General features: G+C 38.1%; 17 protein-coding genes and 1 other annotated feature. Of the genes, 16 read left to right on the forward strand and 1 reads right to left on the reverse strand.

Annotation, left to right across the window (positions count from 1 at the left end):
- Positions 1–48: 48 nt before the first annotated feature.
- From pepF to FGL89_RS06545, 3 genes are all read left to right on the forward strand, one after another.
- A complete protein-coding gene (pepF, locus tag FGL89_RS06535) occupies positions 49–1,836 on the forward strand; it encodes an oligoendopeptidase F (RefSeq protein WP_014974773.1) in 1,788 nt (595 codons plus the stop codon).
- Between the two features lie 74 nt (positions 1,837–1,910).
- Positions 1,911–2,312 (forward strand): cytidine deaminase, encoded by a 402-nt coding sequence (locus tag FGL89_RS06540; protein WP_014974772.1) that lies wholly within the window; start codon positions 1,911–1,913, stop codon positions 2,310–2,312.
- A gap of 52 nt (positions 2,313–2,364) precedes the next feature.
- Complete coding sequence (locus FGL89_RS06545) at positions 2,365–3,282, forward strand: phosphoglycerate dehydrogenase (protein WP_014974771.1); 918 nt, start codon at positions 2,365–2,367, stop codon at positions 3,280–3,282.
- Between the two features lie 68 nt (positions 3,283–3,350).
- Here the strand turns inward: FGL89_RS06545 and FGL89_RS06550 are convergent, their stop codons facing one another.
- The gene (locus FGL89_RS06550) at positions 3,351–4,319 is read right to left on the reverse strand and encodes a LacI family DNA-binding transcriptional regulator (RefSeq protein ID WP_014974770.1); all 969 of its coding nucleotides are present in this window, start codon (positions 4,317–4,319) and stop codon (positions 3,351–3,353) included.
- A 182-nt stretch (positions 4,320–4,501) separates the two neighbouring features.
- On the opposite strand from FGL89_RS06550, the gene FGL89_RS06555 reads away from it, so the two are divergent.
- From FGL89_RS06555 to cshA, 13 genes are all read left to right on the forward strand, one after another.
- Positions 4,502–5,518 (forward strand): zinc-dependent alcohol dehydrogenase family protein, encoded by a 1,017-nt coding sequence (locus FGL89_RS06555; protein ID WP_014974769.1) that lies wholly within the window; start codon positions 4,502–4,504, stop codon positions 5,516–5,518.
- A gap of 4 nt (positions 5,519–5,522) precedes the next feature.
- Positions 5,523–6,251 (forward strand): DUF6198 family protein, encoded by a 729-nt coding sequence (locus tag FGL89_RS06560; protein ID WP_014974768.1) that lies wholly within the window; start codon positions 5,523–5,525, stop codon positions 6,249–6,251.
- Positions 6,252–6,324: 73 nt separating this feature from the next.
- A complete protein-coding gene (locus FGL89_RS06565; protein WP_014974767.1) occupies positions 6,325–6,708 on the forward strand; it encodes a VOC family protein in 384 nt (127 codons plus the stop codon).
- 434 nt (positions 6,709–7,142) lie between these two features.
- Positions 7,143–8,012 (forward strand): ROK family protein, encoded by an 870-nt coding sequence (locus FGL89_RS06570; RefSeq protein ID WP_014974766.1) that lies wholly within the window; start codon positions 7,143–7,145, stop codon positions 8,010–8,012.
- A gap of 71 nt (positions 8,013–8,083) precedes the next feature.
- Complete coding sequence (locus FGL89_RS06575; protein WP_014974765.1) at positions 8,084–8,446, forward strand: winged helix-turn-helix transcriptional regulator; 363 nt, start codon at positions 8,084–8,086, stop codon at positions 8,444–8,446.
- Between the two features lie 40 nt (positions 8,447–8,486).
- Positions 8,487–8,686, forward strand: a binding site (T-box leader).
- Positions 8,687–8,762: 76 nt separating this feature from the next.
- Positions 8,763–9,812 carry a phenylalanine--tRNA ligase subunit alpha gene (gene pheS / locus FGL89_RS06580; protein ID WP_014974764.1) on the forward strand — a complete coding sequence of 350 codons (1,050 nt, stop codon included), beginning with the start codon at positions 8,763–8,765 and terminating at the stop codon, positions 9,810–9,812.
- A 2-nt stretch (positions 9,813–9,814) separates the two neighbouring features.
- Positions 9,815–12,271: a phenylalanine--tRNA ligase subunit beta gene (gene pheT / locus FGL89_RS06585; RefSeq protein ID WP_014974763.1), complete on the forward strand. Its 2,457-nt coding sequence runs from the start codon at positions 9,815–9,817 to the stop codon at positions 12,269–12,271.
- A gap of 81 nt (positions 12,272–12,352) precedes the next feature.
- Complete coding sequence (locus FGL89_RS06590; protein WP_014974762.1) at positions 12,353–13,639, forward strand: UDP-N-acetylglucosamine 1-carboxyvinyltransferase; 1,287 nt, start codon at positions 12,353–12,355, stop codon at positions 13,637–13,639.
- Positions 13,640–13,766: 127 nt separating this feature from the next.
- Positions 13,767–14,033, forward strand: coding sequence for a type B 50S ribosomal protein L31 (locus tag FGL89_RS06595; protein ID WP_014974761.1), 267 nt, complete (start codon positions 13,767–13,769; stop codon positions 14,031–14,033).
- A gap of 105 nt (positions 14,034–14,138) precedes the next feature.
- The gene (gene rlmD, locus FGL89_RS06600) at positions 14,139–15,515 is read left to right on the forward strand and encodes a 23S rRNA (uracil(1939)-C(5))-methyltransferase RlmD (protein WP_041773229.1); all 1,377 of its coding nucleotides are present in this window, start codon (positions 14,139–14,141) and stop codon (positions 15,513–15,515) included.
- Between the two features lie 84 nt (positions 15,516–15,599).
- Positions 15,600–16,925 (forward strand): UDP-N-acetylmuramoyl-tripeptide--D-alanyl-D-alanine ligase, encoded by a 1,326-nt coding sequence (locus FGL89_RS06605; RefSeq protein WP_014974759.1) that lies wholly within the window; start codon positions 15,600–15,602, stop codon positions 16,923–16,925.
- Positions 16,926–16,994: 69 nt separating this feature from the next.
- Positions 16,995–18,113: a serine hydrolase domain-containing protein gene (locus FGL89_RS06610; protein ID WP_014974758.1), complete on the forward strand. Its 1,119-nt coding sequence runs from the start codon at positions 16,995–16,997 to the stop codon at positions 18,111–18,113.
- Between the two features lie 41 nt (positions 18,114–18,154).
- Positions 18,155–19,753, forward strand: coding sequence for a degradosome RNA helicase CshA (cshA, locus tag FGL89_RS06615; RefSeq protein WP_014974757.1), 1,599 nt, complete (start codon positions 18,155–18,157; stop codon positions 19,751–19,753).
- Positions 19,754–19,825: the final 72 nt, after the last annotated feature.

Genomic DNA, 19,825 nt, shown 5'->3' on the forward strand with positions numbered 1-19,825 from the left:
AAAAGGAGACACCGTGGATGGCTACGTTGTTGTTCACTGTAATAAATCATGGCACAACCATTACGTAATGAAGTACCGAAATCTCTGACATGGGATCTCACAACGATTTTTTCGACCGACGAAGCTTGGCAAGCAGCTTTTGAAAAAATACAAAATGATACTCAGAAAGTTCGCCAATTTGCTGGACATGTTGGTGATTCAGCAGAAACAGTACAAGCAGCTTTAGAAGCGAATCTAGCATTAGAACGTCAACTCGAGAGCGTACATGTTTATGCCAATCAAATTTATGACCAAGATACGACTAATCAAAAGTATGCGGCTTTTTATGCCCGTGTACAAGGATTATGGGCGACGGTCAGTGAAGCAACAGCGTATTTTCAACCAGAAGTGTTGAATATTCCTGATGCGGATTTGGCAACATATTTAACGACCGACGGCTTAAAAAAGTATGCACATTTATTTGAGACACTAAAAGCACAAAAGCCATACACATTACTGGCAGATCAAGAAGCACTTCTAGCAGGTGCGAGTGACATTTTTAATGCTTCTGAAAATACGTTTGGTGCATTGGATAATTCTGATATAATATTTGGCGATGTTCACACTGAATCAGGGGAAATTGTACCACTAACTAATGGTTTGTACAGTTTATTATTGGAATCAAAGAATCGAGCTCTGCGACAAGAGGCTTTTGAAACATTGTATGATAGCTATATAGCCTTACAAAACACATTCGCTTCAACGCTTTCATCACACGTTAAGGGACATAACTTTTTAGCTCGAACGCGCCATTACCAATCAGCGCGTGAAGCAGCTATTTTACCACATCAGGTGCCAACAACTGTTTTTCAAACATTAATTAAGACAGTGGATGAACATTTACCGTTATTACATCGTTTTGTATCTTTACGTAAAAAGATTTTAAATGTTGAAGATGTACATTCTTATGATTTATATGTACCATTAGTAGATGAAATAGATTTTGAAGTGACATACGAAAAAGCAAAAGATATTGTTCTGGCAGCGTTAGCGCCATTGGGTGAAGATTATCTAGCCATTGTTCAAAAAGCTTTTGATGAACGATGGATTGATGTTGTTGAAAACAAAGGTAAACGGACGGGAGCCTATTCGAGTGGCACATATGATACGAATCCCTTTATTTTATTGAACTGGCAAAATAATCTGAATAATGTTTACACATTAGCTCATGAAATGGGCCATTCTATTCATTCTTATTTAACGCGACATAATCAACCTTATTACTATGGCGACTATCCAATTTTCTTAGCTGAAATTGCGTCAACAACCAATGAGTCATTACTCACAGACTACTTATTGAAAAATAATGATGATCCAAAGTTTCAAGCATATATCCTCAATCAATATTTGGACGGCTTTAAGGGAACGGTATTTCGTCAAACACAGTTTGCGGAGTTTGAGAATTGGATTCACGAACAAAGTGCTCAGGGTGAAGCTTTAACTGCTGATAAAATGAGTACTTATTATGGCAATCTTAATCAGAAGTATTACGGCAATGATTTATTCCCTGATGAAGAAATCGCGTTTGAATGGTCGCGCATCCCGCATTTTTATTACAATTTCTATGTTTATCAATATGCCACTGGTGAGGCTGCAGCAACGACTTTAGCTGAACGTATTCTAAATCAAAATGGTGCAGAAGCTTACAAAAACTATTTGAAAGCCGGTTCATCAGATTATCCTTTGAATGTGATTGCGAAAGCCGGTGTTGATATGAGCCAAGCTGATTACTTAAATCAAGCTTTTGATGTATTTGAAGAACGCTTAAACCAGTTAGAAATGTTATTAAAGAAGTAAGCACTTTATTTTATTAAAAATATAGTTAAATTTATATTGAAATATAGTAGGATAGAAGTGGATGGTATTATAAAATGATACAGAATACAGCTCCAAAAAAATTAGTAGATGTAGCAATTGAAGCACTGGATCAAACTTACACACCATACTCGCATTTTCCAGTTGGGGCAGCTTTACTAACAGCCTCTGGTGATATATACAAAGGTATTAATATAGAGAATGTATCATTTGGTCTGACAAACTGTGCTGAGCGAACTGCAATTTTTAGCGCTGTTGCGGCCGGTCATCGTGAGTTCGAAGGATTGGTGATTTCCGGGCGTACAAATGAACCTATCGCACCTTGTGGTGCTTGTAGGCAAGTGATGGTAGAATTTTTTGAGCCACATATGCCAATCTGGTTGATTAACGATACAGGTAAAATGATTAAAACAGATATTATGACACTGATGCCTGGGTCGTTTCACACGTTGCAATGACCTCCCAAATGACTTTTGTGCCACGAGTTTGATTGGAAAATAGGAGTTAAATATGAAAAAAGTTTTAGTTTTTGATGGTATTTCACAAAAAGCGATTGACTATCTTGAAAAGAATCATTTTGAAGTGGTTACTAATAAACAAAGTACGGTACAAGATATCACCGAAAATACTGATATTGAAGCGATGATTTTGATGATGTATCCAATCGATAATCATGTATTTAGTCGTTTGCCACAGTTAAAAATTATTGCACGTTACGGCGTGGGTTATGATAATGTGAATTTAGCTGATGCTTCAGCACATCATGTTATTGTGACGAATGCGCCAGGGGCCAATGCCACAGCAGTAGCTGAAACTGCTATTATGCACATGCTTATGGCTGGGCGATATTTTTATCAGCAAAATCAAAGTATTAATGATAATGCAATGACTATACCAATGGGACAAGAAGTTAGCCACAAAACAGTTGGTATTATTGGCTTTGGAGCGATTGGTCAACGTGTCGATGCGTTACTTACTGGATTTGATGTGGATGTGTTAGCCTATGCTCGTCATGAAAAAGAAGTAAAAAATGGTCGAATGGCAACATTAGATGAAATATATGAACAGTCGGATTTTATTGTTTTGGCCTTACCAGCAACACCTGAAACAATGAACTTAATAGACGCTAAAGTATTTGACAAAATGAAGGACAGTGCTGTGCTTGTTAATATTGCTCGCGGTGCTGTTGTCGATGAACAGGCACTAATCAGTGCGTTAAAATCGGGAAAGATTGCTGGTGCCGGCCTAGATGTTGTTACAAACGAGCCAGTTACACCTGATAATGAGTTACTCAGCTTACCAAATGTCTTTGTGACACCGCATGTAGCAGCATCATCACGAGAAGCTTTTGATAGTGTTGGTTTAGTGACGGCACAGGAAGTTGTACGTGTGTTGAATGGACAAGAAGCAAAATTCCAAGTGAATTAATCATTACAAAATAAACCCGTGAAGCAACACACTTTCGTGTTACCTCACGGGTTTATTTTGTAATGATTTTATTTGGGATTATAGAAAGTAATAGGTAGTACATCATTGACCACAGGATCTTGGTTATTTATTTCAGCAAAGAGTACGTCAATAAGACGCTGTGCAGCCTGACGAATAGGCTGTACTACAGTTGGCAAGTCAGGGTGCAGTAATTGTACGATAGGGGAACCATCGTAACCAACAATACGGATATCTTCAGGTATGCGTTTACCAGCTTTACGTAACGCATTTTGTAATTGAATTGCCATAATATCATTATAAGCGTATATACCATCAATATTTTGTTGAATGACGTCATTAACAATTACATCAATTTCAGACGTTGTTGGCCAACTATTAGAATTAAATTCTTGGATGCTGAGAGATACTTTGTCGCCAAGGGCTGCAGTAAATCCTTCGTAACGTTTGGTAGTTGGTGACTGGGAAGAGGAATCGCCACTAAGCATTAAAATATTTTTAGCACCATTTTTGAGTAGATATTCACCAATCAGTTGACCACCTCGATAATTGTCTTCGCGTACGATAGGCACAGTATCTGAAATAAAGCGATCATATGAAACGATAGGTAAATACGTATTGCTATAGGCATCAATATCTAAATTATGTGAAGATGTAATAATGCCTTCCACTTGATTAGCAGCAAGCATTTCTAAATATTGTTTCTCTTTTTCAACATTATTTGCACTTGTCGCGATAATAGATTTATAACCTTTATCAAACAGGATTTGCTCAATTTCATTTGCAAGTGATGTAAAGAATGGATTTTGTATGTCTGGGAAAATTAAACCGATAAACTGAGATGACTTACCTTGCAAAGAACGTGCCATGGCATTAGGTTGGTAGTGTAATTCACGCATAGCAGCATGAACTTTATCGATTGTTTTTTGACTTAAAGATCCGTAACTGTTAATCACACGTGAAACAGTGGTAACTGAGACGCCAGCTAATTCAGCTACGTCAGATAATTTTGAAACCATAATGTCCTCCAAAAGGGATATAAAAATGTTTATTATAATTTGTCCCTTGTATATTCATTTTACCATAATATTATAAGAAAAATATTCATGAAAAAAGTATAATATAACTTGACAGTAAAACATGAAAGGGTTATCATGAATTTGTAAGTTGAAAATATCACAAATAAGAAGGAGCATTTATCATGGACGCATTAGTACTAACTGGCATCAAGTCATTGGAATTGCAAGATATTGCACAACCAGAAGTTAAGCCAAACGAGGTTAAGATTCACACTGCATTTGCTGGAATTTGTGGAACCGATCACGCGCTTTACGCTGGATTGCCAGGATCAGCTCCTGCTGTCCCACCAATTGTATTGGGACACGAAAACTCAGGTGTTGTTGCTGAAGTTGGTTCAGCAGTTACAAATGTTAAAGTTGGAGATCGTGTATCTGTTGACCCTAACATTTATTGTGGACAGTGCAAGTACTGCCGTACAGGACGTCCAGAATTGTGCGAAAACTTGTCAGCTGTTGGTGTAACACGTGATGGTGGATTTGAAGAATATTTCACAGCACCTGCTTCAGTTGTTTACCCAATTCCTGATAACGTCTCATTGAAGTCAGCAGCCGTTGTTGAACCAATCTCATGTGCCGTTCACGGTATCAAGTTGTTGAAAGTTACACCATACCAAAAAGCTTTGGTTATTGGTGATGGATTCATGGGTGAATTGTTTGTACAAATCTTGCAAGCCTATGGTATTCACCAAGTTGATTTGGCTGGTATTGTTGACGAAAAGTTGGCAATGAACAAGGAAAAGTTTGGTGTTAAGAACACATTCAATACAATGAAGGGTGACAAGATTCCTGAAGGCGAATACGATGTTATTATCGAAGCCGTTGGTTTGCCACAAACACAAGAAGCTGCTGTTGAAGCTTCAGCTCGTGGTGCTCAAGTATTGATGTTTGGTGTTGGTGGCCCTGATGCAAAGTTCGAAATGAACACTTATGAAATATTCCAAAAGCAATTAACTATCCAAGGTTCATTTATTAACCCTAACGCTTTTGAAGATTCATTGGCATTGCTATCATCAGGTAAGTTGGATGTTGAATCATTGATGTCACATGAATTAGACTACAACACAGTTGATGACTTCGTTAATGGTAAGTTAGGTGTTGTTTCAAAGGCTGTTGTTAAAGTCGGTGGAGAAGAGGCATAAGCATATGGATGCAAAAGACGTAGCAGGTAAAATGACTCGTGGTCGTACAATTTCGATTGGTGCTGCATTGTCTTACTTTGTTTTCTCTTTGGTCATTAATGCAGCTGGTAATGTCCTAACTGTGGTTACTAGTCAAAAAATTCATCCGCCGTTTTTGGGGTCCGCATACTGGACTGCTGCGTCTGCTGGTTTTAATAAATCAGTTTTTGGTGGTAGTAATAGTATGCTGGGCTGGGTATTTTTTGGTGTTGGTGTTGTCGTGGCGGTGTTAAATGTCGTGCTACAAGGACACTTTGATTGGCGTAAATTTGTTGGAAATATTGCTTTCATGGTACCTTTTTCACTATTGATTAGTTACTTTGCAAACATATTTTCAGCAATTATTCCAGACTCACATAGTGTTGGTATGACGATTTTCTACGTTATCTTAAATTTCTTAGGCGTAGGATTGATTGCCGTTGCCATTTCGATTTATCAACGTACTAATCTAGTTTTACATCCAGCAGATGATTTAATGCAGATCTTGCGTTTCAAGTACTTTAAAGGATCAGCAGCCAAAGCAATGTGGGCTTCGTATATTCCACCCACAATCTTGGCTATCATAGCCGTTATTATCTTCCCTGACTTCTCAAACTATGGGTTAGGTACGGTCTTTGCATTTTTGTTCCAAGGTGGTATAACAGGTTTGGGAGACAAATATATCTTCCCAGGATTGAAGCATCAAGGTATTTAATAACTAATTAAAGACACAAAGCGCATATTGCTACGTTTTACGCCTTCATTCATTTAATTGATAGGAGATTAACATGTCATTTTCAGATTATTATTCAGGTGTTCAGCATATTGGTATTCCAACAACAAGTTTGGCAACCGCTGAAACTTTTTGGACAAAACTTGGCTTTAAGAAGACAGGTGATTTTCCAGTTGGTAACGTGATTTTCATGCAACGCGAGAATCTTGTGATTGAAACATGGCAATCAGATGAAGTTGCTGGTAAGCCAGGTGCTATTAATCATATCTCAATGGATACAACTGATGCTGATGCCGCTTTCAAAGCAGCTAAGGCTGAAGGATTTAAGTTAATTGATTCTGAAGTACAACATTTAGCATTTTGGGAAAAGGGTATTAAGTTCTTTAATATTGAAGGACCTGACGCAGTTATTGTCGAATTCTGCGAAATTGTTAAATAAATAACAAATAGTAAAAAGCGACCATTTATTAAGTGGTCGCTTTTTAATTCATACTCAACATTATAAAATTAAATACTTGAAATTGACATTTCTAATCATTTGTAATTGTTAAGTGTAGCAATGTTTTCACAATGTTTTCTGAAAAAATGCAAAAAATTACTTTATAAAATTACGATTATAAGCTTGACAATGCCTCATGAAATCTATTAAACTAACAATGATAGCGCTTAACATGTTTAAACAATAAGGAAAAAATATGAGAGTTTAAAGGATACTTGAATAGATTTTTCAATCATATTGTCATATTAATTGTTATTATTTTGATACAAGAAAAGTAATAGAGCCAAGCACTGAGCTATTCTGTTAACAATCAATAGAAGTACCATAGTTAATGGTGAAGTTATTTAAAAAAATATAAGAAGAGAGAAAAAATCATGGGATTATTAGGTGCAATTGAAGCAGGTGGAACGAAGTTTGTCGTTGCTGTTGCTGATCAAGATTACAATATTGTTGAACGGGCAGCGTTTCCAACATTGAATGGTGAAAAGACATTAGACCAAGTGATTGCTTTTTTCGATCAATTTGAAGACATCGATGCCATTGGGATTGCAGCTTTTGGACCAATAGATATTGTTACTGGGTCGAGAACATATGGTCACGTGTTAGATACACCAAAAACTGGTTGGTCAGGATACAACTTCTTGGGCCGCATGAAGGCATGGCGTGATATTCCGTATTACTGGACAACAGATGTGAACGGAGCGGGTTGGGCTGAATTTAAAACAGGTGCAGCCAAAGATGTTGACAACATGGTCTACTTAACGGTCGGTACTGGTGTTGGTGCTGGTATTGTGTCAAGTGGTCATTTGGTCAGTGGGTATGGACATCCTGAAGCTGGACATATTTTCTTACAAAAGCACCCTGAAGATAATTATGCTGGTCATTGCCCATTCCATGGCGACAACTGTTTGGAAGGATTGGCAGCCGGACCAGCAATTGAAGAACGTTGGGGTACAAGCGCCAAAGGAATAGCTGATGATGATATTGCCTGGAAGATAGAAGCTTTCTATTTGGCACAAGCTGCATTGGATTATACAATGATTCTACGCCCAGATAAAATTGTTTTTGGTGGTGGAGTACCCCATCGTGAAATCTTGTTCCCATTAATGCGCGAAAGTTTTGCTGAACAAATGAGTGATTACTTAAATGTACCAGATTTAGATGAGTATATTGTCCCTGTTGCCAACGGTGACAATGCTGGTATCCTTGGTTGCTTCTACCTAGCTAAGACGCTTGTTAAATAAGTCCTACTTTTTGTCAATTATTGTGCTTTGTGTTAGTATTAACATATTGATAATAACGCGAGGACAACTTTATGGCAAAATTAGCGGCACACACAGAAGATTTGCTCTGTCAAAATTTCACAAAAACATTTGAAATCCTAGGTCGTAAATGGAACGGGTTAATTATTGAAACGCTCCTAATAAATGGACCAAAGCGTTTTTTAGAAATTTCACGGGCGTTGTCTGGGTGTTCAGATCGTGTCTTAGTGGAAAGATTAAAGTCTTTAGAATCAGTCAACTTAGTGAATCGCGTCACATATGACGATTCAAGTTTGATTGAATATAAATTAACCCCAGCTGGTGAAGCAATGCGGCCTATGATGGCAGCAGTTCATGAATGGTCAGATAAGTTTAACAATACAGCATCTAAAAATCATGGCGACAGCCAGTCATGAACATGATATACTTAGCTAGTAATAAAATTACAAAGCTTAATGATGTACAATGAGTGACCAAGTAATTGTCTGATTAATTGAAGAGAGTGATATATCTGGTGAAAGTATCATAATTAAAGGACAATGAATTTCAGTCAGGAGTATTTGGCTTAATCGCCAACGCAGTAGACTGCGTTATAGTCGCCAAAGCTGATAAATATCAGGAATTTGGGTGGTACCACGGTATTGAACGTCCCATGTTATTCTTTTTGGATAACATGGGATTTTTATTTGTACTAATTAGTGGTTTGTAAGAGAGAATCGAAAGGATAAAGTTATGAGTTTAAGTCAAGAGCTGACAGAGTTAAAAACTTCAGCAGTTGCGCGCATTAATTCTGCTGCTGATGATGTTGAGGCACTTCGTGTAAAATTATTGGGGAAAAAAGGTGAGTTAACTGCATTATTAAAAGGCATGAAGGATGTTGCCCCTGAGGAGCGTAAAGCTGTTGGGGCTATTGGTAATGATGTTAGGCAAACAATTACATCATTATTAGCAGCTAAAAAAGCAGCACAAGATGCTGAAAAATTAAATGAGCAGCTGGCTGCTGAAACAATTGATGTCACTTTACCCGGTAGTACACCAACCATTGGTCAACCACACGTGTTGCAACAAATCATCGACGAGATTGAGCAGCATTTTCTAGGACTTGGTTTTAAAATCATTGATGATACAGTGGATTCACCGGAAGTAGAAACTGATGAATATAATTTTGAACGTGAAAATTTACCAAAAGATCACCCGGCACGTGATATGCAAGATACTTTCTATATTACACCCGAAATATTGCTACGAACGCAAACATCACCAGTACAATCACGTGCTTTGGAGAAACATGATTTTTCAAAAGGCCCTTTGAAGATGATTGCGCCAGGAAAAGTTTATCGTCGTGATACAGATGATGCTACACATTCTCATCAATTCCATCAAGTTGAGGGTATGGTTGTTGGTGAAAATATTACCATGGCTGACTTGAAAGGTACGTTGTTATCTATCATGCAAGAATTGTTTGGCGAAAAGCATCAAATACGTATGCGACCATCATATTTTCCATTTACTGAACCATCAGTTGAAGTAGATGTTTCTTGGAATGAAGTGACACCAGATATGAGTCCCGAAGATATTGAATGGATTGAAGTTCTGGGTGCGGGCATGACACATCCGAATGTTTTACGTATGGATGGGATTGATCCTGACAAATACTCGGCATTTGCCTTCGGGTTGGGTCCAGATCGGTTTGCAATGTTGAAGTATGGGGTTGATGATATTCGCCAATTCTATCTCAATGATGTACGATTCCTGTCACAATTTGAACGAAAGGGTAATTAAGCATGAAGACGAGTTTAACGTGGTTAAATGAATACTTAAATAATGCGATTAATTTAGATGAGCAGGCGGTTGCTGATTTAGCCGAACGTATTGAAAGAACGAGTGTTGAAATTGATTCATCTGCAACATTGGCTGGGAAACAAGATGGTCTAGTGGTCGCTGAGGTTGTTCAAGTTACATCACATCCTGATTCAGATCATATGGTCATTGCTAAGTTGAATATTGGTGAAAATGACCTCACACAAGTAGTTACTGGTGCACCAAATATTGAAGTTGGGCAACTCGTTATTTTGGCTAAGGTTGGCGCACATATTATTAACCATGAATCTGGCGAGCTAATGGTGATACAAGCGGCAAACTTACGTGGTGAGACATCGCAAGGAATGGTTGTTGCATTACAAGAAATTGGTTTTGACAGCAAAATTGCACCAAAAGCGTTTGAAGTAGGTATTCATATTTTTAACAAAAATGATGGTGTTCACCCAGGAGATGATGCACTTGAAGTTTTGGGAATGAATGAACCTGTTTTGGATACGGATTTAACACCAAATCGTGCTGATATGTTATCAATGGCTGGTAATGCCTATGAGTTTGGTGCAATATTAAATCAATCAGTCACAACGCCATCATTTGAATTAGTAGAATATGATACACCAGCCGACAAGCAAATCAGCATTAAAATTGATGATGCTAAATTGGCACCAAAGTACGCGCTACGTGTTGTGAATAATGTGACGGTTACAGATTCACCACTTTGGTTGCAAAAGCATCTTTGGAATGCTGGTATTCGACCAATTAATAATGTTGTTGATGTGACTAATTATATGATGTTAACATACGGACAACCCTTACATGCTTTTGATTTAGATAAAATAAACGATTCTAAAATTAATGTTCGGCTCGCGCGTGATGGTGAACAACTGACAACATTAGATAAGCAGACACGTGATTTGCGTTCAGGAGAAGATATTGTCATTGCCTCGGGAGATGAGGTATTGATGTTGGCCGGTGTCATGGGCGGACAAAGCTTTGAAATTGACGAACAGACAACAAATATCGCAATTGAAGCAGCGGTATTTAATCCGAGTTTAGTTCGAGCTACTGCACGTCGTCATAATATTCATTCTGAGGCTTCAGCGCGTTTTGAGCGTGGTGTTAATTGGGATGCTACTTTTGAAACATTGGATCATGCGGCGAGCTTGATCGACCAATTGACTGATGGGCAGATCGCTTATGGTCAAATCAAGGCAGCAGATGAAGCACGTCAAGATATTGTTTTATCATTAACAGTCATTCGTGTTAATGAGATTCTAGGTACGTCTTTGGGATTGCAAGATTTGATTGCTATTTTTGATCGTTTGGCATTTAACTATCAAGTGGCAGATGATAAGTTAATCATCACAGTGCCGGCACGTCGCCCGGATATCACAATTGAAGCAGATTTAATTGAGGAAGTTGCGCGCCTGTTTGGTTATGATAATTTACCGGTCACTTTACCCTACGGACCAACCACGCCGGGTAAATTAACCGTACGCCAACGTCAAATTCGAGCTAGTCGTCACATTATGGAGACCTTGGGTTTGAATCAAGCCATTTCATATGCGTTAACCACGCCTGAAAAAGCACAACAATTTGTTGAGAATACTGACGAAAAAGTTGTGACATTGGATTACCCCATGAGTTCTGATCGTACGACATTGCGTCAAAATTTGTTAGCTGGGTTGCTTGAAGATGTTGTTTATAATGTTAATCATTTTGTTCATGACATTGCGCTTTATGAACAAGGTCGTATTTTTGTAGCAAATGGTGATAACGAACTACCTACGGAAACTGAGCATATTGCTGGCGTATTAACGGGCAATCACGCGACTTCAGATTGGCAAGAGCATAAAACGGCGCGCGCTGTTGATTTCTATGATATTAAAGGTGTTACTGAATCATATTTGTCACAGATTGGTGTAGAAAATATACGTTATGTGGCAACAGAACGACATGATAATATGCATCCTGGACAAACAGCTGATATTTATACAGGTGATCATTATCTTGGTTTTGTTGGTCAGATTCATCCAAAAATTACTAAACCTCAGAAATTAGCACCTATTTTTGCTTTTGAGTTAAACTTATTTGCTATTATGGCAAATATTACCGATCATACTCAGTACAGTAAAATTTCTCGTTTCCCGCAAATGAGCAGAGACGCTGCATTGTTAGTTGATGAAACAATAACACACGCAGAAATTGAAGCAGTTATTCGCCAGAGCGCTGGGGATAAATTAGTTAATATCACATTGTTTGACGTTTATGAGGGTAATAAATTACCTGAAGGTAAGAAGTCATTGGCTTATACACTAGTTTACCAAGATAATGATGAAACCCTAGTGGAATCAGCTGTTAATGATGATTTCAAGCGAGTAACAGAGGCACTAGTATCACGGTTGAATGTTGAAATCCGTTAACTCATTATCTAATTTAATTTGAGTTAAGTCTGCTTTCACGGTATAATTACTATTGGACTATAACGATTATAAGGAAATATCATGGCTAAAATAATTGTACGCGGTGGCAAGCGCCTTCATGGTGAAGTCACAATTGGTGGCGCTAAAAATTCAACCGTTGCATTAATTCCGGCAGCTATTTTAGCTGATACACCGGTTAAATTCGATACAGTGCCACAAATTCTTGATGTTAAGAATTTACAGCTAATTTTGAAAGCAATGAATGTTGATTCATCTTTTGAAAATGGTAATTTGGACATTGATCCTACACACATCACTGAAAGTGATTTACCCAGTGGCGCAATTAAATCATTGCGTGCTTCTTACTATTTCATGGGGGCGTTACTAGGTCGGTTCAGTCGAGCTACGGTAACCTTCCCTGGTGGTGATAATTTAGGTAAGCGCCCGATTGATCAGCATATTAAAGGCTTTGAAGCATTAGGAGCTAAAGTTACTGAAAGCGATGATATTATTCATATTGATGCTACCGAACATGGGTTAATTGGCGCACGCATTGCGCTAGATACAGTTTCGGTTGGTGCAACGATTAATATTATTTTAGCTGCCGTTCGGGCTAAAGGGCAGACAATTATTGAAAATGCCGCGCGTGAACCAGAAATTATTGATATTGTGACATTTTTAAACAACATGGGTGCTAATATTCGTGGTGCTGGAACAGATACTATTCGTATTTCTGGTGTGCCTAGTTTGAAAGCTAGTAATACACATACAGTAATTCCTGATCGTATTGAAGCAGGAACCTATATGAGCATGGCAGCGGCCTTTGGTAATGGTGTCGCGATTAAGAATGTGATTCCAGAACATTTAGAATCATACACGTCAAAGTTGATTGAAATGGGTGTGAATTTAGACATTGGTGAAGATGTGATTTATGTTTATCGATCAGACACTCTAAATTCAGTTAATATTAAAACAATGCCCTATCCTGGTTTTGCTACTGATTTACAGCAGCCTATCACACCATTGTTGTTAATGGCGAATGGTGAAAGTTTAATTACTGATACTATATATCCAAAACGTGTGAAGCATATTGCAGAATTACGACGTATGGGTGGCGATATTGCTTCTGACAAGCCAGGTAAAATTAAAATTAGCCACTCACCACGTTTAATTGGTACAGATGTTGAGGCTGCTGAAATAAGAGCAGGGGCCGCATTAGTAATTGCCGCTATTATGGCTGAAGGTGTAACTGTTATTAATGATGCTGATCACATTTTACGGGGCTATGACCGTATTCAAAAAAAGCTAACAGGTTTGGGTGCCGACATTAGTATAGAAGGTATTGATCTTATTAACCTGATGCCATAGATTGTTATTGAACTCGGTAATCAAACTTTTGATTAAAAACTTGTCATGCAATATATTGTATGCTAAAATATACTAGTTATAATCTGACTCTGTTACAGAAGTTTCAGGGCGCTAAGGAGAAATTATTATGCAAGCAGAAATCCATCCAGAATACCATCCAGTCGTCTTTCTTGATTCAACAACAGGTAAGAAGTTTTTGTCAGCTTCTACTGTAACTTCAAGCGATACAATTGATTTTGAAGGTACAGAATACCCAGTTATCCGTATGGATATCACATCTGACTCACACCCATTCTACACAGGTAAGCAGAAGTTTACGCAAGCCGATGGTGCGGTCGACAAGTTCAACAAGAAGTTTGCTGGATTTGGTTTCAAGAACAACGAAGACAAGTAATTGTTCTTGTAAAAGCGTTCACTTTGGTGAGCGCTTTTATTTTGTTGAGAAAGTAAAGAGAAAGGACTATGTTTGACGGTTTATATCGTTAACGCTTATGATATTATGACAAGAACTATCCTGCCAGTTAAATTGCATGAACAAATGACTGTAACAGTTGATGATATACGTATTGATGGTATGGGAATTGTGAATATCACACCAACATATCCAGTATATATAGCAGATGCTATTCCCGGTGAAAAAATTATTTTAGAAGTGACACAGGTTGATAAATTTTCCGGGTATGCCAAAGTCATTGAATACCTAGAAACTTCGGATAAACGTCAAAATAGTCAGCGACAATATCTTATTGATGCTGGGACTGCACCACTGGTTAATTTAAAGTATGAAGCACAGTTGGAGCTAAAAAGAGCCCAGATTAATCGTTTATTTCAAGCACAAAAACTTAACGTTGCAGTAGACACAACAATTGGCATGGAAAACCCAACTTATTATCGTAATAAAACTATTGTACCGGTAAAATGGCAAGATGGTCACTTAACTAGTGGTTTTTATCGTCGAGGCAGCCATGAATTAGTGCCTATGACGGACTATTTTGTAAATGATCAGGCAATTGATCAAGCCATTGTTAAAGTACGAGATATTTTAGAAAAATATCAGATTACTGCATTTGATCCTGATTCACAACAAGGTGCCATTCGTTACATTATGATACGACGTGGGTACTATTCAAAAGAACTAATGGTCGTGTTAGTCTCAAATGATGAAATTATAGCACATGAAGATGCCATTGTAGCTGATATTTGTGTGCAATTGCCAGAATTAAAGAGTCTCATTTTTAACTTTAGTCCGAAAAAAGATTATGTGTTACTTAGTCCCAATAATCGTACACTTTGGGGTGAAAAGACTATTCATGACACATTACTGGGTTACAATTTTATTATTGGACCAAATTCTTTTTATCAAGTTAATCCAAAAATGACAGAAATTTTGTATGATTTAGCTGCTAAAAAAGCTAAACTTAAAGCAACTGACATTGTGATTGATGCCTATTCTGGTATTGGCACAATAGGGATTACAGTTGCTAATCGTGTGAAAAAAGTGTTAGGTGTAGAAGTTGTACCTGGCGCTGTTGCGGACGCACAACTTAATATGCGTGCGAATCATGTTGAAAATGCTGAATATATTTTAGCTGATGCGCCTGAACAATTTAAGAAATGGCAGGATGCGCAACTTAAACCAGATGTTGTATTTGTTGACCCACCAAGACGTGGACTAACTAGTGAATTAATTTCAGCGACTGTCAATATGGCACCAGACCGTATTGTTTATATCAGTTGTAATCCCGTAACATTAGCAAGAGATGCGGCTGAAATTATACAGCAAGGGTATGATATTGATGGGGCTGTCTTACCGGTTGATCAGTTCCCACAAACATCACATGTTGAAAGTATTACAGTTTTTAAGAGAAAACATTAATACAGTGGCTTCAATTAGAGTAGTTCAATGTATTAATTGATGCCATGATTGATAAATTGGTTTATAAGTGATTTTGGAGAAAAAATGAATTATTCAATGACAACAATTGGTGATGTTTTACATGCATCAATACAAGGTAATGGTCGAGTGACGGGTGTTGCTTTTGATTCGCGCTTGGTAAAACCGGGCGACTTGTTCGTGGCGTTAGTGAGTGATAATGATGGTCATCAGTACATTCAAAGTGCTTTGAATAGTGGTGCAGTTGCTGTTTTAGTAGATGATCAACACGATATTAGTTCTGATATACCAGCAATTATAGTCAAGGACACATTAAAAGCTTTACAACAATTAGGCCAGTATCGGCGGCAAGAAATTAATCCGAAAGTAATAGCTATAACTGGATCAAACGGGAAAACTACGACTAAAGATATGACTGCGGCTGTTGCAGCAACGAACTTTAAAACTTTTAAAACACCAGAAAATTTTAATAACGAAATTGGTGTACCAATGACTTTACTTGAAATGCCGGAAGATACCGAAGTATTAGTTGTTGAATTAGGCATGGATCGGCCAGGACAATTGACTGAGTTATCTCATTTAGTGTCACCTGATATAGCAATTATTACAATGATAGGTGAAGCGCATATTGAGTTTTTCAAAACGCGTGCTAACATTGCCAAGGCTAAATTAGAAATTACGCAAGGGTTGAAACCAGAGGGCACTTTGTTAATACCTTTTGATGAACCATTGTTGACACAAGCTGCTGTGACACAAAAAACGATAACTTTCGGACAAGGCGTTAGTGCGGTTCATACAACAGCTCATGGGACAACATTTGTTTATCAACAGACATTATTTGCAATTTCTGTGATTGGTGGGTATAATATTATGAATGCGCTCGCAGCGATTTCAGCGGGTATCTTATTACATATTGATTTAAAAAACGCCGTAACGGCACTACAAAACTTTGATTTGACAAAAAACCGTACTGAGAGGCTCGCCACTGCACGTGGTATAACTCTAATTAGTGATGTCTATAACTCAAATCCAACGGCAGTAGCAGCAGTTTTATCAGCATTGAAAGCAATACCAGCGCCACACAAGTATCTTGTGCTAGGTGATATGTTAGAATTAGGCGAACAAGCAGACGACTTGCACGCTGGTTTGGGACAAACGGTACTTGATGCAAATGTTGACGGTGTGTACTTAGTTGGGCCATTGTTGAATCAAAACATGGCACCAATTTTGCAAGCACGCTTTGACTCAGCGCATTTGCACCAATATGAAACAGATCAGTTAGCCGAATTAATCGAGGATTTAAAAACGTTAGGTGAAAAAGGGGATGTGATTTTGCTAAAAGCAAGTCACGGTATTCATCTTGAAAACGTTGTTAACGCATTAGTAAAATAAGCTGTCTTCATTGGGGGTTAATGTGAAATGAGACGGGCACAACACCTTCGAATAAGGCGTGTGAGGAATATGTGTATAGTATTTTTGTTTATTATCATGATCATGGTAGTTGTTGCTGGTGGACTATTTACGAAGTTTAAAATGCCAACACATGAAGTGACAAAAACATCTAAACATATAAATGATCAACATGCTTTGAATCAAGTAAACCAAGACATTTTTTCGAAAAAAGATGTCTTGGCAGTTAAAATAGATCAGCAATTGAAGTCTGCTAATTATATTGGTACAGCTTTAATTGTTCATCATGATCGTATTATTTTACAAAAAGGGTATGGTTATGCTGATAGTACGCATAACCGTTTGAATGATGCGAAGTCAATGTATCAAATGGCTTCACTACAAAAGAGCTTTACTGCAACTATGATTATGCAGCAGGTCGAAGCAGGCAAATTGGCATTAGATACATTGTTGAGTCAATATTATCCTAACATACCGAATGCCAATCGGATTACAATTCGTCAGTTGTTAACGATGACTAGTGGGTTGAAGCAAATAACAGTCACAAAAATGTTTGCTGATGAGGCTGATAACATTTCATTTGATGCTAGTCATACGGCATTCTTAGGCACGCAGGCTTGGTCTTATCAACCAATTAATTATCGTTTGTTAGCCGGTATTTTAATGCAAATCACGCATAAAACATATGGTCAGTTGTTTAATGAAACATTTAATCAAAAGTTAGGTTTAAATGTGTTGGATTATGCACATTTTATTACTAACTCTAGACGTACAATTGGTTATAGGGCACAGAATTATAGTAAATATTGGTCAAATGATGTGACTGCTTATTCGCTTGAAACTGGTACTGGTAACATGGCAATAACAGCTGGTTCGCTGTACCGTTACTATCGTTTGTTGATAGATCACAAGATAATAATGAACCAATCAAATGCTGAGGCAATGTGGCAACCAGCTAAAGGTACAAAATATGCTAGTGGATTGTACCATTATCCAACATATATGCGGGGGCATGGCATTATTAGAGGATTTGAACCAACGGTGCTTCTATCAAAAGATGGCAAAGAAGCTGTCATTTTGTTGAGTAATCAACATGAAAAGCATCAAAGCTGGCAAAAATTAGCGAATCAATTATTTACACAAACATCAGCAATTCAAGTAACAAAATAAATTGAATTGATAGCGCGCCATAGAGCGCAGAGGAGAAAATTTTGAAGTTTAGTGAATTAGGTTTATCACAAGATATTTTGGATGCAATTACGACACATGGCTACGTAGAAGCAACACCAATTCAAGAAAAGACAATTCCATTGACATTGTCTGGTAGAGATGTTATTGGTCAAGCGCAGACTGGAACTGGTAAAACAGCTGCCTTCGGTTTGCCAATATTAGAACATATTGACTTGAATAACAAAAATATTCAAGCATTGATCGTGTCACCAACACGTGAATTAGCAATTCAAACCGCTGAAGAATTAAAGAAATTAGGACGTGATAAGCGCGTCGATGTACAAGTTGTTTTTGGTGGTTCAGATATTCGCCGTCAAATTCAGAATTTGAAATCACATCCACAAATATTAGTAGGAACACCAGGTCGTTTACTTGACCATATTAACCGTAAGACCGTAAAAATTGACAACGTAAAGACATTAGTTTTGGATGAAGCTGATGAAATGTTGAACATGGGCTTCTTAGAAGACATTGAATCAATTATCAAAAATACACCTGCTGATCGTCAGACATTGTTGTTCTCAGCTACAATGCCACCAGCAATCAAGCGTATTGGTGTAAAGTTCATGACCAATCCAGAGCATATTCAGATTGAAGCTAAAGAATTAACAACCGACTTGGTTGACCAATACTTTGTACGCATGCGTGAGAATGAAAAGTTTGATACAATGACGCGTATCTTTGATGTTCAGGCACCTAAATTGGCGATTGTGTTCGGTCGTACAAAGCGTCGTGTTGAAGAATTAGCTCGTGGTTTGGAAGCTCGCGGTTATCATGCAGCTGGCTTGCATGGTGACTTGACCCAACAGATGCGTTCACGCGTATTGTCACAATTCAAGTCACATGAAATCAATATTTTGGTTGCGACTGATGTTGCAGCTCGTGGTTTGGACGTTAAGGATGTTTCGCACGTTTATAACTTCGATATTCCACAAGATCCTGAATCTTACGTGCACCGTATTGGCCGTACAGGCCGTGCTGGAGCAAAGGGTGTTTCTGTTACATTTGTTTCACCAAATGAAATGGACTATCTACGTGCTGTCGAAGATTTGACAAAGAAGCGCATGACACCATTGGAACCAGCTTCATTGCAAGAAGCACGTGTTGGTAAAATCAAAAATGCTGCTGGAGAAGTAAAAGATATTGTTGGATCTATTGATGTTAACAGTATTAAATCTGAAGTTGATAAGTTGACTGCACAATACTCTGTAGAACAATTAGCAGCTGCTCTCTTATCTTCAGTTGCTGATTTGGAGAAACAAAATACGCCAGTTGAAATTACACGCGAACGACCATTACCACGTCGTCGTGGTAATGGTGGTGGACGTAGTAGCGGTGGCGATCGTCGTGGTGGATCAGGATCATCACGTAATCGTAGTGGTTACCGTGGTAATCGTGATCGTCGCGGTAATGGTGATTCTCGTGAAGGTGGTCAACGTCGCGAACGCCGTGAAGGTGGCGCAGCAAATGGCGAACGTCGTTTTGGTGATTACAAACGCCGTGATGGACGCTCAACAGAACGTCACAGTGGTGGCGCACAACGCCAACACCGTGAATTTACAGTTCGTGAAAAAAACTAATAGATTAGTTTAGTAGCGTGTTATCTTAGTTTATACAAGTTAACGTTGTCATAATTTTAAAATATCACGATG

It is taken from the genome of Leuconostoc carnosum, from assembly GCF_007954525.1.
Taxonomy (GTDB): Bacteria; Bacillota; Bacilli; order Lactobacillales; family Lactobacillaceae; genus Leuconostoc; species Leuconostoc carnosum.